The sequence below is a fragment of the Kibdelosporangium aridum genome (assembly GCF_900176515.1).
Lineage (GTDB): Bacteria > Actinomycetota > Actinomycetes > Mycobacteriales > Pseudonocardiaceae > Kibdelosporangium > Kibdelosporangium aridum.
This window is the reverse complement of sequence record NZ_FWXV01000005.1, coordinates 1-15,319: the sequence shown is the minus strand read 5'-3', so window position 1 is coordinate 15,319 and position 15,319 is coordinate 1. Positions and strand designations below refer to the sequence as shown.

The following is a 15,319-nucleotide window of genomic DNA, read 5'->3' as shown; positions in this document are numbered from 1 at the left end:
CACCCTAGTTAGGTTCGGACGTGGGGACGCCCGATTTTGCTGATGGCGAAACCGCAGCCGCTGCGGCCATGGCCCGGTGCATGGCCAGTTCCGCCGTCGGTCCTTCGGTCAGCACGATGCCGACGCACCCACGCTGGTCGGTCAGGTGGTCGATCCGGTCACCGACCGCTTTCGTCGGGTACCACTCGGGTTTGCCTGGGTAGGCGGCCAACTGGTCAAGGCCGTCGATCGTCTCAAGAATGCCTTGCTCGGTGGGGTAAACCAGTGCGAACGCGACCGCAGGCCCGGTCGCCTCCGCGTGCTCAAGCAGGCTGGGCGCTTTGCCGAGCGCCATGTCGATCATCGACTCGTACACGTTCACGCCGAGTGTGCGGCACAAAGCCTCGCCCACAAGGGCACCGCCGATGCGTGGGTTGATCTCGACGAGTTGCGGGCCGTCCACAGTGAACACGAACTCGATGTGCGCGAAGCCTTGCTCGTACTCGACGGCGTCCAGCACACGGCTGACCCACCACGCCAGCTCGGCTTGAACCTCCTGCGGGAAGGCGACTGGGAAGGCCGCTGCGTCCTCGCGCACCCCGGTCACTTGGCGGCTGAGCACGCCAAGGAGCCGCGTCTGTCCTTCCCAGGTGATGGTCTCGGCGCTGTAGACCGGGCCTGCGAACAACGGTTCGGCGAACAGTCTGCCCTTGAGGTCACTACTCGCAGCCTCATCCAGTGCGGCCTGGAGTTCCTCTCCCGTCCGCACCAGCCATACGTTCCGCGACGACGTGCCTGCGGAGTCCTTCAGCACGGCCGGAAGCGTGTTGCCGGGAGCCGGGCTCAGACCGTGCTCATGCAGGCGCTGCCGGACCTTCAGCTTGTCCCGCAGGAACTGTGCCGATGCGACGGTCCGCCCGGGAAGCCCGAACTGGGCCGTCAACTCGGCACCAGGAACAAACCAGGTGTCAGTCGAGTTGATCAGCCCGTGCAGGTCCGGGATCTCCTTGAGGACCGCCGCGCAAGCCGCCGTGTCTGTGGTGTCGACGTCGATGACGTCCAATGACAGCTGGGAAAGCTCATGCCGGTAGATCTCGCGAACCCCGGTCAGCAGGCACAACCGCTCCCCCGCTTTGGCCGCGGCCCGCACCATGTGCCCGAGTCCGAATGTGAGTGCCTCAAGGGCCACAATGGTCATGAGGCTTGTTCCTCCTGTCGTGCGGCTAGCCACGGACGACGCTGCCACTCCATCACCGACCACGGCATGGCCAAGTCATCGAGTGAAGTGATCTCCAACGGGCGCAGTGACTCCACGTGCGGGGCTTCCTCGTGCCGTGCGAACACACGCTCCACATAGCGGTGTCCCGTGTCGGCGCCGATCACCAAGTGGGTGCGGTCCGGGTTGCGCCTTGCCTCCCACTCCGCGACGAGATACGCGGCCCCGGTCGACAGTCCGGCGAAGACCGCGTGGTCCCGCAGCAGCCCGATGGTTCCGGCCATGGCGTGCCGGAAATCGACCCAGTGCAAACAGTCGTACAGGTGGTGGCGGACGTTGTCGAACCAGATCGAGCTGCCGATCCCGGCGATGATCGCCTCCGGATCGGTGAATCCCTCACTGCCGAACGTGATGCTGCCGAACGGCTGCAACCCCAACAGCCGCACGGACGGATCGGTCGCCCTCAAGGCCTCGACGAGCCCGCCGGTCGACGCACCTGTACCGACCGCGCCGACGACCGTGAGCGGCCCGGTGACAGCCTCCGAAACGAGGTCGGCGAAGTGCTTGTAACCCTCATAGTGCACGCTGTCGTGATATTGCCGCATCCAGTGCACGTCCGGACGCTGCGCCAACAACTGGTGGACGCGGTGCACCCGGCGCTCCTGGTCCAGCCGCAGAGACTGGGACGGCGGCATCTGATCCACGGTCGCGCCAAGGACTTCCAGCTGCGCCCGCATGGCCGCGTCCACAGTGGTCGACGCCACGATGTGGCATTTGAGCCCGTATCGATGACAAGCCATGGCCAACGCCAGCGCGTAGATGCCGCTCGAACTGTCCACAAGGGTCTGACCCGGCCGGACGACACCGCGGTCGAGCAAAGTGCGGACCGCACCGAGAGCCGCGTAGACCTTCATGGTCTCGAACCTGGCCAGGATGATGTTGTCCCGTAACCGGATCAGGTCAGGCGCCTTGATCGCGTCGGTGATGTGCTCGTGCACCAGGTTCATCGGCCGACCGACCTGAGGTAGGCGGCAAAGTCCTCGGCACCCTTGACGTTACGCGGGCCGCTCACGGCGTCCCCGTAGGACATGACGAAGTAGCGCTTCTCCCGCACGGCCGGGACCGCCTGCAACGCGGGCAACGAGTCGAGGAACTTCTGCTTGTCCACGGCGGGCTGGTCGGCGTAGTCGATGATGATGATCACGTCCGGTGCGGCCTGCACGACCGGCTCCCAGCCGACCGACGTCCAGCCCTTCTCCAAGTCGCCCAGCACGTTGCGCCCACCGGCGGTCGCGATGATGTCGGTGGGCGCAGCGTGCTTGCCCGCCGTGTACGGCTGGTCCGTGCCGGAGTCGTAGACGAAGACCTTGGCCGGCTCGGCATTCGCCGGCTTGGCTTGCTGGACCTTGGCCACCCGGCTCTTGAGGTCGGCGACCAGGTCGGCGGCGCGCTGCTCGACCTTGAAGATCTTGCCGAGGTTCGCCAGGTCGGCGTACAACGCCTCCAGCGGCGGCACCTTGGTCTTCTTGTCACCGAAGTTCCAGCACGTCTCGGTGTGCAGGTAGCTGCGGATGCCGACCTGGTCGAGCAGGTGCGGCGTGATCCCGCGCTCCTCGCTGAACCCGGAACCCCAGCCGGCGAACACCCAGTCCGCCTTGGCGTCGACCACGATCTCCCGCGTGATCCGGGACGTGCCCAGCCGCTGGACCTTCGTGTAGTCGTCCTTCCACGGCGATCCGGCGATGGACGGGTCGCCGAGTTTGTTCATCACATAGCCGCGCATGCGATCCGCCAGGCCGAGCGAGAACATCTTCTCGGCCCCGCTGACGTCGTAGGCGACCGGGCGTTGCGGCGTCGGATAGCTGATTTCCTGTCCGCAGTTGGTGATCGTGACCGGGGCGTTGGGATCCCCGTTCTGTTGCACCGTCTGCTGCACGGTGGCGCCGCACCCGGCGAGTAGCCCTGCGACCAGCACAAGGGGCAGGATCTTGGTCACGCTCTCTCCTTGAGGTCGTAAAGCAACTGCGGGACACCGGTTTTGGGATGTGGCACGACCGTCGCCTCGACACCGAACACCTGGCGGACAAGTGCGGGTGTGAGAACGTCGATCGGCGCTCCGGCGGCGACGAGTTCGCCTTGCGCGAGCACACCGAGGCGATCGCACGCGGCGGCCGCGAGATTCAGGTCGTGGATCGCCACCAGCACGGTCAGCCCGGATTTACGCAGGAAGGACAACAGTTCGACCTGGTGGCGGACGTCCAGGTGGTTCGTGGGCTCGTCGAGTACGAGCACCCTGGGTTCCTGCACGAGCGCTCGCGCGATGAACACACGTTGCCGTTCGCCGCCTGACAAAGTGAGGATGCTGCGGTCCTTGAGGTGCAGGACGTCGGTCTGTGCCATGGCCTCCCGGCACAGGTCGTGCTCCTTCGCCGACAACGCCTCGTTTCCGCGCAGGTGCGGAGTCCGGCCGAGGGCAACCACTTCCGAGACCGTGAAGTCCAGATCCGTGTGGTTGTCCTGGGTGAGTGCGGCGACGTACTTCGCGTTCTCCCGCAGCGTCAAGGTCGCGATGTCCGTGCCGTCCAGGAACACGGCTCCAGCGCTGGGTGTCAATGCGCGGTAGACGCACCGCAGAGCTGTGGACTTGCCGCTTCCGTTGGGGCCGACCAGCCCGACGATCTGTCCGGCGTCAGCTTCCAGGTGCAGCTCGCGGATCAGGGATTTCCCGGCGATCTCGACCGTGACACCGGTCAGCGAGATGTCCATCAGCGCCCCCCGAACAGGTATCCACGGCGGCGCATCAACGTGATGAACACCGGCACACCGATCACGGCCGTGATCACGCCGAGCGGCAGTTCCTCCGGCGCCACCAGTGTTCTGGCCACCAGGTCGGTCCAGACCATGAACACCGCGCCCGCCAACGGCGCCACCGCGAGCACCCGCCGATGCCCCGACCCGACCACGATCCGAACCAGGTGTGGCATCACGAGCCCGACGAACCCGACTGCACCGCTGACCGCGACGAGCAACCCGGTCACCGCAGCGGTGAGCACGAACAGCCAGCGCCTGAGTCGTGCTGCGTCCACGCCCAGGCTCGCCGCCGTCTCGTCACCCATCGCGAGCACATCCAGGGGTCTGCTGTTGCGCAGCAACACAACCATCGCCAGCAGCACGGCAACTCCCGCGATCGGCAGGGATCCCCAGTTTGCTCCGCCGAGGCTGCCCATCAGCCAGAACAGCACCGTCCGAGCTGCTTGGCCGTCCGGTGCCAAGAACACGAGCACACTCATCACGGCCTGAAATCCGTACGCCAAAGCGATTCCGGTCAGCACGAGCCTGAGCGGCGTGAGACCGGCCTTGCTCATGGCCGCCATGTAGACGAGCACTGATGCGCCGAGCGCACCCAGGAACGCCGCCGCGGACAACGCGTAGACGCCGAGGCTCGCGAAGACACCGAACACGACCACTGCGGTCGCACCAACCGACGCTCCCGAGGAGATGCCCAGCACGAACGGGTCCGCCAAAGCGTTGCGTACCAACGCCTGGATCACCACGCCGACGACGCTCAGCCCGGCTCCGACCAGCACGGCCAGCAGCACGCGCGGTGTCCGGACTTCCCACACGATTGTGTAGCTGGACAGTTCGTCCGCGGTGATCGTGCCGCCGGTCAACGCGGCTTGCAGATATCGCAGCACTTCGTCGACCGGGACAACGGTTGGCCCCAGCGCGATACCCGCGGCGATCGACACGATCAACGCCACGGACAGTGTCGCGAGGACCGGGACCAGCCGGACCCGCTCAGTCACGCCGGTAGCCACGAACAATCAACCGTTTCGCGTGGTTGTCATAGGGCGCGCCGTCGAAGTCGCCGAAACACTCGACGTCCTGGAAGCCGGCTTCGGTCACCAGCGCCTTGAGCTCGGCCGCGCTGTAGATGAAGCACTCGATCACCGCGTGTCTGGCTGTCTCACCTCTGATCAGCGTCCAGTCGGTGCGCAGCCGGGTCCAGTCGTCGAGGATCGTGTCGCGCATGACGACGTAACCACCTTCGACGTCAACGGACTTCGGCCTGCCGACCCAGCTCGCGAGCACCTCCTTGCCCAGCACGTCGAGGATCAGCTGGCCGTCGTTGGCCAATGAGGAGTACGCGTTGCGCAGGACCTGCAGATTGTCCTTGGCTTCGGCGAAGTACCCGAAGCTGGTGAACACGTTGAGGGCGACGTCGAACTGGCCATGCCGGGTGAACTCCAGCATGTCCTCGCAGATCAGCTCCGCTTCGGGGCACCGGGCTTTGGCGTGTTCGAGCATCACCGGGCTCAGATCGACGCCGATGACCCGGTATCCGCGTTGCGCCAAGGGCAACAGCCACAGGCCTGGGCCACAACACAGGTCCAGTACCCGTGCTTCCGGAGCGAACTGGAGCAGCGGTGACGTGGCGACCAGGTCAGCGGCTTCCGTGGCCCGGCGCGGCGGGAACATCGTTTCGGCGAAGCCCGACCACAAGTCGTCGTTCTCGTACCACCGCATTCCCCCAGAGCCTCCCGCGCTCGCCCAGACTGGTTCCGGTGTAGGAGTCGGGTGACGCGGGCGGCGGGTTCCCGGGAGATCGGAATTACTTCATCGCGGCACCGACAAGCACCAGCCGGAGAGTGCGTTCGGTGGCGTCGCGGAGCAGCTCAGCGGCATGATCGATCGCTTCGGCCAGTCGCACCGGAGCCGACAGGATTCCCGCGTACGCGTCGATTCCGGTGGCGTACGCGTGGTGCGCGCCGTCGCCGATCGTGCCCGCGAGCGCGATCACCGGCTTGCCATGGCGTTTGGCACGGGTGGCGACCTCGGCTGGGATCTTGCCGCGTGGTGTCTGGTAGTCGATCGCACCTTCGGCCGTGATCACCAGGTCCGCCTTGGCCAGCCGGTTGTCCAGGTCGGTGTGGTCGAGCAGGACGTCGAAGCGCGGGATGAGTTTCGCGTTCAGGGCACCGGCGAGGCCCGCGCCCAGGCCGCCGGAGGCTCCGCTGCCTGGCAATGGCCGCAGGTCCAGGCCGCAGTGCCCGGCCAGGACGCCGGCCCAGCGGTCCATCGCGCCTGCCAGGATCCGGACCTGCTCCGCCGATGCGCCCTTCTGCGGGCCGAACACCTGGGCGACGCTGGTCAGCAGGTTGTACGGGTTGACCGCGGCGATGATCTCGGTGTCGGTCAGCCTGCTGTCCAATGAGGACACATCGAGCTTCGCGGCCTGGCCGAGTGCGTATCCGCCTTGGCCCACTGGTTGGGCATCGACGTCCAGGATCCGGGCGCCGAGGGCTTCCAGTGCGCCCGCGCCGCCGTCGCACGTGCCGGAGTCACCGCAGCCCACCAGGATCCTGCGGGCACCCTGGTCCAGGGCGTGCCGGATGAGCTCGCCCACGCCGTAAGTCGTGGTCAGCCCGGGATCCCGGTGTGCTCTCGGCACGAGCCGCAGGCCTGCCGCCGCGGCCATGTCGAGTGCGGCAGTGTGCTCGTCGAGCATCGCGAAGTGTGATGTCACGGGCCGGCCGACCGGGCCGGTCACGGTGACCGGGATGATCCGGCCGCCACGGGCGACGGCGAGTGCCTTGGCCGAGCCTTCTCCCCCGTCGACGAGTGGGATCTCGTCGATCACCGCGCCGGGTTCGACCCGCCGGATACCTGCCGCGATCGCGGCGGCGACGGCCGGTGCGTCGAGCGATTCCTTGAAACCACTTGGAGCGACTGCGAACCTCATGACACCTCCATGGGAAGGCCGAGCATCGGCCAGACGAACAGCGCGAACGCGACGACCAGTGCGACGACCAGCGGTCCGAGGACACACGACAGCCGGACCAGATCACGTTTGCGGTATGTGGGAACGTCCTCAGCGGACGCGAACATCGCGACCGGCTTGGCCGAAGACGGCAACGTATGGCAGAACCCCGCTGCGGCGGTCGAGGCGAACGCGAGCGCCGCCGGGTTCATCCCTGTCGCCAACGCCATCGGGATGACCAGCGGAACCAGCACAGCCGACCGCGCGGACCGCGACTGCAGCACCAGATGGGCGGCAGCACTGACGACCACGACCGTGATCAGAAGGACAACGGCATTGCCTGTGGCACTGCCGAAAGCGGCGCGTCCGAGCCAGTCGGCGGCGCCCGAAGTGGACAGCGCGTTGCCGATCACCGCGGTACTCGCCATGAACAGCAACAGACTCCACGGCACCTTCGCCAACGCGGCACTCATGCCGATCGTGCCGATCTTCGGCGAGGTGATCACGACCGCGCCGACTAGCGCCACGATCGCCGGATTCAGAAACCCGGTACACCACAAAGCGATCACCACGCCCAACACGACTGTGACGCGCTTCTGTGCCGCGGTGAAGGGCTCCTTGTCCAGTTGTACCCGCGGCAGCCGCTCCCGCCGGTCTGTCCTTTTTGTCATCAGCAGCACCACGATCTCGGCGCACAGGTGAGAGCTGATCACCGCGAACGGCAGGCCGAGCAGCAGCCAGTGGCCGAACCCGATGCCCGTACCGGTGAGCCCGGCGAGCAGCTGACTCGTGATCAAGTGCGCGCCAGCGCCGATCAACGTGGCAATGGCCGACAGGAGAATCACCGACGGGATGAGGAGAGCTAGTGCCCTGACGACTCGTGGTCGTTGCTTGAGCACTTCGGCGAGGGCCATGAACACGGGCAGCGCCAAGGCCGCACGTCCCGAGGTCGCCGGAACCGCGAGGGCCGTCAGCACGAGCCCGGCGGTGACCAGGTGTGCGAGCTGCCGGACACTCCGGGCTTTCGCGATCAGGATCGCGCCGACTTTCTCGGGCAATCCGGTCGCCGCGAGTCCTTGCGCGATCACGAAGGCGGCGATCAGCAGCCAGATCGTGTCGCCACCGAGCGCGCCGAACAAGTCCTCCCGCTCGATGACCCCGACGAACAGCAAGGCCAGCGCGGCCAGCAGGCCGACGAACGTGTCGTCAAGCCTGCCGATCATCCACGCGATGATCGTGATCGCGAAGATGACCAGGGTGAGTACCGCCGGGCTTGCCATGGTGTCCACTGTGCGACGTGGATCTTAAACACAGATGACACAAAGATGAGGAGGCTTTCATGTGGACAGCCGGTAACCCATGCCCCGGACCGTCTCGATGTAGTCCGCGCCGATTTTCCGCCGCACAGTGCGCACGTACACATCGACCACATTGGAGCCAGGGTCGAAGTCGTAGCCCCACACGTGCGACAGGATCTGTTCACGCGCGAGCACCTGGCCCGGATGCCGCAGGAACAGCTCAAGCAATGAGAATTCCCGCGCGGTCAGGTCCTCAGTGGACTGCGGCGTGGTGACTCGGCGGGTGCGCAGGTCCAAGGTGAGGTCGCCGTGCCTGAGGACGGTCAGTTCGGGAGTGCGCTCGGTCCGGAGCCTGAGCCGGACCCTGGCCAGCAGTTCCTCGAAGCGGAACGGCTTGGTCATGTAGTCGTCGGCGCCGCCTTCCAGGCCCGCGACGGTGTCGTGCACGGAGTCCCGCGCGGTCAGGATGATCACCGGTGTCATCACGTTCGCCTTGCGCATCCCTTGCAGCACTTCGAAGCCGTCCCTGCGGGGCAGGCCGAGGTCGAGCACGATCAGGTCGAAGTCGCCAGTGATCGCCGTGGCCAGCGCCGCGTCCCCATCGGACACGATGGTCGTGCTGTACCCGTTGGCGCGTAGTCCTTTCTCCACAAAGGACGCGATGCGTTGCTCGTCCTCCGCGATCAGGATCCGGCTCATCTCGGCAGCTCCAATCGGAAACTCGCGCCACCCTCCGGCGGCGAGTACACGGTGACCACGCCGTGGTGTGCGTCCGCGATCGCCTTGACGATCGCCAGTCCGAGGCCGGCCCCGTCCCTGGTGTTGTCCCGGCCCCTGGCGAAGCGCTCGAAGATGCGGTCCATGTCGGCCTGGTCGACGCCTGGACCGGAGTCGGTGACCCAGAAGTGCACTTGGTCCCACGACAACGCGGACCCGATCCGGATCTCGTCGCCGGGGTTGGTGTGCTGGACGGCGTTCTGGGCAAGCTGAACCATGGCCTGGGTGACGCGGTGCTCGTCCAGCCGCGCGTCTCCCTCGCCGAGCGACTCCAGGATCCACCGCCGGTCGGCGATCGCCCGCACCTTGGCGTCGATATCGCTGGTCAACTCGGGAACCGAGGTCATGTCGAGCTTGACGAAGTCAGGTTGTTCGGCCTTGGCGAGCAGGAGCAGGTCGTCCACCATCCGCGCCATCCGATCGAGTTCGTCGGTGCACAACCGGATGACCTCGGCGCGTTCGAGTGGATCGTCCCCCATCAGTTCGAGGTGCCCACGAATGATCGTGATCGGCGTCCGGAGTTCGTGCCCGGCGTCGTCGAGGAACTGCCGCCTGGTGGCGAACGCCTGCTCAAGCCGATCCAGCATGGCGTTGAACTGCTCGGCGAGCGCGGAGATATCGTCCCGCCCCTTGACGGGAATCCGTTTGGTCAAGTCATGCTCCGTCAGTTCGGCGGCCGCCATCCGCACAGTCCGGACAGGCGCGAGGATCCACCCCGCGATCACCCAGGCGACCCCTGCCGTGAGCACAAGACCGATCAGACTCACCACGATCAACGTGCGCAGGGTCGACGCGACACTGGCTCGCACAAGGTCCAAGTAGTAACCCGCGATCAGCCACGCAGTAGGTCGCGCGTCCAGCGGCGAATTGGCGGCAAGAACCCCGACCTTGATCCAGCGCATCTCCCCACCGGCCGTGATCGCGGTCCCGGTGCTGGCGTTGTCGCGCACGATCGACAACAACAGCGTGTCGTCGGGCTGAACGGCGAGAACCGAGGGGCTGACCTGGCGATCCGGATCGAGCCGGGTGCCGAGGTCGCGAACGCCGATCAAGATCTCCGCGTGGTCGGGGTACTGGCCACGCAGGTGCGCCTCGAGCAGTTCATGGCGGTGGTCGTAAAGCTGGCCGCTGACCGGGTTCACCCCAGTGGCGGCGTAGATCTTGAACTCCTCGGCTTCCTGCTCCAGCGCCCGGTTGACCCGATCGTCGATCTCCCGCAACTGGTACTCGCGAACGACCAAGACGACCGTGGTGAGCACGGAGAGCATGAGCAGAACCAGCCACCCCATGATCCGCACCCGCGCAGGCAGCCGGCTACCCGTCGCCATCGTCGTCCCCGTCATCATCGTCATCCACGGGCGGTGGCGGCGGCAGCGCAGGAGGCGTAGATGCCGAGGTCGTCGGCGCCGACGGCGTCGACGACGGCGACGGCGTCGGTGACGTCGTCGGCGTCGGATACGGCGTGTTCGACTCCCCAATCCGCACAACCGGGTCAACAGACGGCGGAGGCGCGTCGGGCGCGAGCATCAGCCCAGTGAGCGCAGCAAGGACCGGCAACATGAGCACGGCGATGACCGCCGCAATGCTCTTGATCCGGGCCATATACCTACCTTGCGTCTCGCCCATGACTGATCGATGAGATCAAGATGAGAACTTCTTCATCTTGCCTCGTACCGCCCTGACCAGCCACTCGGACGGAAACTACGGTCCTCGACGTGACCTCCACGCTCTACGTGACCGCAGTCACAGACCTAGGCTGACTGCGTGCCACCGGTCATTACGCTTGAGAGCCCGTTTGCCCGTCAGGTGTTCCACAAGCGGCACCCCGTTCTTTTCCAGCGGCTCAAGGACGCGCATCCGTACGGCCCCCAGCAGCGGAAAGCCCTGGATGAGCTGCTCAGGGAGTCCCAAGAGGGTGTGATCAGCCTCGCTGACGACGCCTTTGACCGGGATCAGTGGCTGGATTGGGACCGCAGGCACTTCGGCACCCCATGGCCGAAGGCTCCGTTCCTCTGGGCCGAGAGTTACTTCTATCGGCTTCTCCTCGGCGCGGTCGGGTACTTCGAGACCGGGGTCGACCCGTTCGGGCCGTTCAAGACCGCTGAACTGCACTCGTCCACCCTTGAGGACGACTATGCCTGGCTCGCGCAGCCGTTGGACTTCGACGCGGCCCTCATGGCTTCGTTGTACGGCAACCGTGCTGACCTTGGGTTCCAGCTCATCGCTGGGAACACCAAGATCCACGACGAGCTCGTGGCCGACGACAGCGCACAGGTGCAGGAGTTCTTCCGCAAGCCTGCCAAGGTCACGTTCATCCTCGACAACGCGGGCCGGGAGTTGTTGTCCGACTTGGTGTTCGCGGACCATCTGCTGGCAAACGGCCTCGCGACGGAAATAACGCTGCACGCCAAGCCATATCCGTACTACGTCTCCGACGCGACCATGACCGACGTCGGCGACTGCATGCGGCGCCTTCGACAACTACCCGGCGGCGCTGGGCAGCGGTTGCACGAGGCAGCAGCGGAAGGGCGGCTCAAGGTCAGAACCCACCCGTTCCACTGTGCCCCACTGTCGTTCCACGACATGCCCGACGACCTCGCCACGGAGCTCAAGTCCCAGCTCACCATCTTCAAGGGCGACCTGAACTACCGTCGGCTCGTTGGCGACTGTTACTGGGACGAGGCCACGCCGTTCCGCCAGACCGTGTCCTATCTGCCTGGGCCAGCCGTCGCACTGCGGATCCTGAAGTCCGAAGTGGTCGTCGGCGCCGGCAACATCGACCCCGCATCGCGGATCGCCGGCACGCACGCGATGATCCAGATGTATCAGCCCTGAAGCAGCGCCTTGCAGATCCGGGGCACCGCGACTCCGATCGGTTCCCTGATCACCTCTACCGCAAGGCCGTCGTACGGTGTCGGGTCGCGGTTGACGATCACAAGCTTCGCCCCGGCCTCGACGGCAACCGAGCACAACGACGCGGCAGGCTCGACCTCCAACGTGCTGCCGATCGCGATGAACAGCTGACTCGCCGCCGCGATGTTCCGGGCTTGACCCAACACGTCGGCATCGAGGTACTGTCCGAACAGGACAACCGCGAGCTTCAGGATGCCGCCGCAGTCCACGCAGGGCGGGTCTGCCTCACCCGCCTCGATCCTGGCCAGGACCTGCGAGCTCGGCAAGGTCCGGGAACACTTCGTACAGGCCGTCCGATGCATGGACCCGTGCAGCTCAAGGACTTTCCGATCGGGCATCCCGGCACGCTGGTGCAGGCCGTCGATGTTCTGCGTGAGGACGCGAACGGCCAGGCCGGCACGGTCGAGTTCGGCCAGTGCCCTGTGCGCGTCGTTCGGCTCAGCACTCCACGCGCTGTGCCCGCTGTAGGTCGCCCAGAACCGCTCGCGAACCTCCGGATCGGCCATGTAGTTCTGATACGTGAAGAGATCCGCCATCCGCGGATTCTTCGTCCACACGCCGTCCGGCCCACGGAAGTCCGGAATTCCCGAATCAGTCGAGATCCCGGCGCCCGTCAGCACGGACACCCGCGTCACCCCTCGTGCCCACTCCATGGCAACGAGCATAAGCAGCGCGGCTACTGATTTCCGAAACGACCGACGCCCGGCAGGAACCGGCCGACCTCGCGGCCGTAGCCGATATAAGCCTCACCATGGGTTCGCCGCAGGTACGGCTCTTCCACCACACGGACCTGGAGTTCGACGGCGATCAGAAGTCCGATGAACCCGATGAGGGCGATGATGTTGGGAACCATCAAGGTCAGGCCGAGGAAGCAGACGACTGTCGAGGTGAAAACCGGGTTGCGGACAATGGCGAACGCTCCCCGGGTGACCAGGCCGGTGGTCTCATCGGGGTCCACGCCCACACGCCACGACGGTCCCATGATGTGCTGAGCCACCACAGTTCCGAGGAAGCCCAGTACCGCCAGCACGATTCCGGCGATCTGGATCGGCGGCGTGACCAGGGCCGATACTGGATCCAGGCCGGACAGCTGAACGATCGGCGCCGCGATGCACAGGACCGTCGAGAGCACTAAGACGAGACCCGCCCACCACACGGCTGATCCTGGGCGGCCGCTGAGGACACCGTTGATCCCCGACGCCCCAGTCATTCTGCGGTGCACGACCTCTCGCAGGGCGAAGCCGCCGACCAGGAACACGACGTACAGGGCCAGGGCTAAGGCTGCCATTGTGGTGATTTTACGCCGGAAATCGAACCCCGTGAGTGACCCGATGGGGTGTCGGGTGGCCGGGTCACTCACGGGCCGTCATCAAGGAGTGACAGGGATGTTGGTCAATCCCTTGGTCGCCCTGGTGACGGTGTTCGATGCGTAGACCACGTTCGGCCGCTCCCGGCACTTCGAGGTCGACGTGATCCTGATGGCGTACTCACCGGCGCCGCCAAGATCGGATTTGTTGTTGCGCCAGGTGTTTCCGCACCCGTTGAGGAACGACGGCGACGTGCTCGGGTTGTGCGTCTCGTAGCCGTTGGCGAACGTGCCCGGGCTGCTGAAGGTTCCGGTGTTGTTTTCGATCAGGTATCCGGTGCCCTTCACGTCGACCCATGAGTCGGCGGAGTTCTGGCCGCTGATGCCCTGGCCGTTGAACGTGTTGCCACGGATCACACCGCCCTGGGTGCCCTCCTTGACATCAATGGGTTCCGCGCCGATGTTCGGGCCGATCCGGTTGTCCAGCACCTGGACCCGGTCGGCTTTGTCCACGCCACCGTTGTTGCCGTGGCACTTCCAGTTGGAGTGCGCGGATCCGATGTAGACACCTTCGCCGTATCCCTTCTGCACCAACCCTGTGTCAGTGATCCGGGAGTTGCGGATCACGCTGTCCGCAGAGGAACGCCTGAAGTGCACGGCTTCTTCGTCCACATGATGCACGTAGACGCCGTCAATGGTGATGTGGTGGGAATTGTCGAGGATGATGCCCTTCTTCGACTCCGCCACGGTGAAGCCGGTCAGGTTCCAGTACGGCGCGCCGTACAGCCAGAGCCCGTAGCCGGAGTCCCACCCAGCGGTCGGCGCCGGGCAGGACGGCGCCGTACCGCTGGGGCCGTCGTTGATCAGCACGGCGTTCGCCGGACCGGTCAACGTGATCGGCTGAGAGGAGGTCCCGGCTTTCTGTGATACGAACGATCCGCGGTATGTGCCCGCGGCCATCCTGATGGTCGTCCCAGGGGTGGCGCTGGCCAACGCGGCCTGGAGTTGCGCAGCGGTGGAAACGTCCACAGTGGCCGCAGATGCCGACGGTGCCACGGTGACGAAAGCGGTGAGCACGGCCGCGGCGAGTGCCAGAGTGCCTTTCATCAGCGGCTCACATTCTTGAGGAACAGTGACTGTGCGCTGTCGGTTTTGGTGGCGTCGATGCCGCGGCCGTTGGTGTAGTCGCGTTGTTCGTTCTTGGCCCAGTCGGGGATCGGGGTGCCGGCGATGTCCAGGTGCTGGTAGCCGGTGCCGTTCCAGCCGAAGATGTAGATCCGCTGCTTGTCCGGGTAGTAGTCCTGGAACGGGCCGTTGGCCGACAGTTGTTTGGTCATGGTGTTGTTGAAGAACACGTTGCGTGCGCCGGTCGCCCCGGACCATTTGACGGCTTTTTTGCCCGCGCCCCACCAGATCGGGAACCAGTTCGAGTCATCCGGCCCACCACCGCCCTCATCACCGCAGTTGGCCCGGCAGTTGCCGGATCGGTGGCCGTAGCTGACGCGCACGGTGTTGAGCTCGAACAGGTTGTTGCGTTCCCACCCGCCGTGCAGGTTCAGATCCGAGTCGAAGTCGTTGCCGATCACCACGTTGCCCGACGCCGACCACTGGAAAGTGAAATGCCGCAGATTCCGTGACGTGTTCCCTGCATACAGTGAGTCCCAGACTCGCGAGCCGCGGAAGTAGCCGTTGCCGCCCTTGCCCTTGTTCCAGGAACCGTCTAGCTCGTTGTTGACGATCTGCAGGTTCTTGGCCTCCTCGGTGACGATCGGATGCGACCCGGTCATCTCCGCGCGCATCCCGCGGACCCACGAGTTGGCGGCCCATTTGAACACGATCCCGTGCATCTGCGCGCGGGGGTCCATGTTGCCGTAGTTGTGGACCGCGTCGGCCTTGTTCAGGTTCGGCATGTCCTGAGTGAGCGTGAACTGCTCCAACCCCACCCCCACCACCGGATCCACCAGGGGCGCGGCTTTCGAGTCGTAGGTCGCGCCGCCGATCGGTGGTGAGCCGTCGGAGGTGGAGTTCACCGGGACGTCGAATTCGAGGGGCTTGTCCAGGGTGATGGT

Annotated in this window: 15 protein-coding genes and 1 pseudogene; 1 reads left to right on the top strand and 15 read right to left on the bottom strand. The window is 65.6% G+C overall.

What is annotated here, in order from left to right:
- Positions 1-4: 4 nt before the first annotated feature.
- From B9C43_RS27305 to B9C43_RS27255, 11 genes are all read right to left on the bottom strand, one after another.
- Positions 5-1,177, bottom strand: coding sequence for an ATP-grasp domain-containing protein (locus B9C43_RS27305; RefSeq protein WP_084429894.1), 1,173 nt, complete (start codon positions 1,175-1,177; stop codon positions 5-7).
- Positions 1,174-2,202 (bottom strand): pyridoxal-phosphate dependent enzyme, encoded by a 1,029-nt coding sequence (locus tag B9C43_RS27300; RefSeq protein WP_084429893.1) that lies wholly within the window; start codon positions 2,200-2,202, stop codon positions 1,174-1,176. The genes B9C43_RS27305 and B9C43_RS27300 overlap by 4 nt, the downstream gene beginning before the upstream one ends.
- Positions 2,199-3,191 carry an ABC transporter substrate-binding protein gene (locus B9C43_RS27295; protein ID WP_084429892.1) on the bottom strand — a complete coding sequence of 331 codons (993 nt, stop codon included), beginning with the start codon at positions 3,189-3,191 and terminating at the stop codon, positions 2,199-2,201. The genes B9C43_RS27300 and B9C43_RS27295 overlap by 4 nt, the downstream gene beginning before the upstream one ends.
- On the bottom strand, positions 3,188-3,961 hold the full coding sequence (locus tag B9C43_RS27290) for an ABC transporter ATP-binding protein (protein ID WP_084429891.1): 774 nt from the start codon (positions 3,959-3,961) through the stop codon (positions 3,188-3,190). The genes B9C43_RS27295 and B9C43_RS27290 overlap by 4 nt, the downstream gene beginning before the upstream one ends.
- Positions 3,961-5,001 (bottom strand): FecCD family ABC transporter permease, encoded by a 1,041-nt coding sequence (locus B9C43_RS27285; protein WP_235038865.1) that lies wholly within the window; start codon positions 4,999-5,001, stop codon positions 3,961-3,963. The genes B9C43_RS27290 and B9C43_RS27285 overlap by 1 nt, the downstream gene beginning before the upstream one ends.
- Positions 4,994-5,722, bottom strand: coding sequence for a class I SAM-dependent DNA methyltransferase (locus B9C43_RS27280; RefSeq protein WP_084429889.1), 729 nt, complete (start codon positions 5,720-5,722; stop codon positions 4,994-4,996). Before B9C43_RS27280 ends, B9C43_RS27285 begins: the two co-directional genes overlap by 8 nt.
- Positions 5,723-5,807: 85 nt before the next feature.
- Positions 5,808-6,938 (bottom strand): glycerate kinase family protein, encoded by a 1,131-nt coding sequence (locus B9C43_RS27275; protein ID WP_084429888.1) that lies wholly within the window; start codon positions 6,936-6,938, stop codon positions 5,808-5,810.
- Positions 6,935-8,236, bottom strand: coding sequence for an SLC13 family permease (locus B9C43_RS27270; RefSeq protein WP_084429887.1), 1,302 nt, complete (start codon positions 8,234-8,236; stop codon positions 6,935-6,937). The genes B9C43_RS27275 and B9C43_RS27270 overlap by 4 nt, the downstream gene beginning before the upstream one ends.
- A 57-nt stretch (positions 8,237-8,293) precedes the next feature.
- Complete coding sequence (locus tag B9C43_RS27265; protein WP_033387866.1) at positions 8,294-8,953, bottom strand: response regulator transcription factor; 660 nt, start codon at positions 8,951-8,953, stop codon at positions 8,294-8,296.
- Positions 8,950-10,359, bottom strand: a complete 1,410-nt coding sequence (locus B9C43_RS27260) for a sensor histidine kinase (protein WP_235038864.1) — start codon at positions 10,357-10,359, stop codon at positions 8,950-8,952. Before B9C43_RS27260 ends, B9C43_RS27265 begins: the two co-directional genes overlap by 4 nt.
- Positions 10,346-10,633 (bottom strand): hypothetical protein, encoded by a 288-nt coding sequence (locus B9C43_RS27255; protein ID WP_084429885.1) that lies wholly within the window; start codon positions 10,631-10,633, stop codon positions 10,346-10,348. The genes B9C43_RS27260 and B9C43_RS27255 overlap by 14 nt, the downstream gene beginning before the upstream one ends.
- A 162-nt stretch (positions 10,634-10,795) precedes the next feature.
- Here B9C43_RS27255 and B9C43_RS27250 point away from each other — a divergent pair, with 162 nt between their 5' ends.
- Positions 10,796-11,866, top strand: coding sequence for a damage-control phosphatase ARMT1 family protein (locus B9C43_RS27250; RefSeq protein ID WP_033387868.1), 1,071 nt, complete (start codon positions 10,796-10,798; stop codon positions 11,864-11,866).
- Here B9C43_RS27250 and B9C43_RS27245 read toward each other — a convergent pair.
- From B9C43_RS27245 to B9C43_RS27230, 4 genes and pseudogenes are all read right to left on the bottom strand, one after another.
- Entirely contained in the window at positions 11,857-12,597 is a 741-nt protein-coding gene (locus B9C43_RS27245) for an SIR2 family NAD-dependent protein deacylase (protein WP_143446631.1), read from the bottom strand. The genes B9C43_RS27250 and B9C43_RS27245 overlap by 10 nt on opposite strands.
- 23 nt (positions 12,598-12,620) lie before the next feature.
- A complete protein-coding gene (locus B9C43_RS27240; protein ID WP_033387870.1) occupies positions 12,621-13,232 on the bottom strand; it encodes a methyltransferase family protein in 612 nt (203 codons plus the stop codon).
- Positions 13,233-13,313: 81 nt separating this feature from the next.
- A complete protein-coding gene (locus B9C43_RS27235) occupies positions 13,314-14,357 on the bottom strand; it encodes a right-handed parallel beta-helix repeat-containing protein (protein ID WP_084429883.1) in 1,044 nt (347 codons plus the stop codon).
- Positions 14,357-15,319: pseudogene (locus tag B9C43_RS27230) on the bottom strand (hypothetical protein); the annotation flags it as partial. The pseudogene B9C43_RS27230 and the gene B9C43_RS27235, both read right to left, overlap by 1 nt.

Bases quoted from the DNA above. Each gene is read 5' to 3' on its own strand.
- B9C43_RS27300 (WP_084429893.1), bottom strand. From the start codon at position 2,202: ATGAACCTGGTGCACGAGCACATCACCGACGCGATCAAGGCGCCTGAC.
- B9C43_RS27255 (WP_084429885.1), bottom strand. From the start codon at position 10,633: ATGGCCCGGATCAAGAGCATTGCGGCGGTCATCGCCGTGCTCATGTTG.
- B9C43_RS27280 (WP_084429889.1), bottom strand. From the start codon at position 5,722: ATGCGGTGGTACGAGAACGACGACTTGTGGTCGGGCTTCGCCGAAACG.
- B9C43_RS27290 (WP_084429891.1), bottom strand. From the start codon at position 3,961: ATGGACATCTCGCTGACCGGTGTCACGGTCGAGATCGCCGGGAAATCC.
- B9C43_RS27265 (WP_033387866.1), bottom strand. From the start codon at position 8,953: ATGAGCCGGATCCTGATCGCGGAGGACGAGCAACGCATCGCGTCCTTT.
- B9C43_RS27270 (WP_084429887.1), bottom strand. From the start codon at position 8,236: ATGGCAAGCCCGGCGGTACTCACCCTGGTCATCTTCGCGATCACGATC.
- B9C43_RS27235 (WP_084429883.1), bottom strand. From the start codon at position 14,357: ATGAAAGGCACTCTGGCACTCGCCGCGGCCGTGCTCACCGCTTTCGTC.
- B9C43_RS27305 (WP_084429894.1), bottom strand. From the start codon at position 1,177: ATGACCATTGTGGCCCTTGAGGCACTCACATTCGGACTCGGGCACATG.
- B9C43_RS27260 (WP_235038864.1), bottom strand. From the start codon at position 10,359: ATGGCGACGGGTAGCCGGCTGCCTGCGCGGGTGCGGATCATGGGGTGG.
- B9C43_RS27240 (WP_033387870.1), bottom strand. From the start codon at position 13,232: ATGGCAGCCTTAGCCCTGGCCCTGTACGTCGTGTTCCTGGTCGGCGGC.
- B9C43_RS27275 (WP_084429888.1), bottom strand. From the start codon at position 6,938: ATGAGGTTCGCAGTCGCTCCAAGTGGTTTCAAGGAATCGCTCGACGCA.
- B9C43_RS27245 (WP_143446631.1), bottom strand. From the start codon at position 12,597: ATGGAGTGGGCACGAGGGGTGACGCGGGTGTCCGTGCTGACGGGCGCC.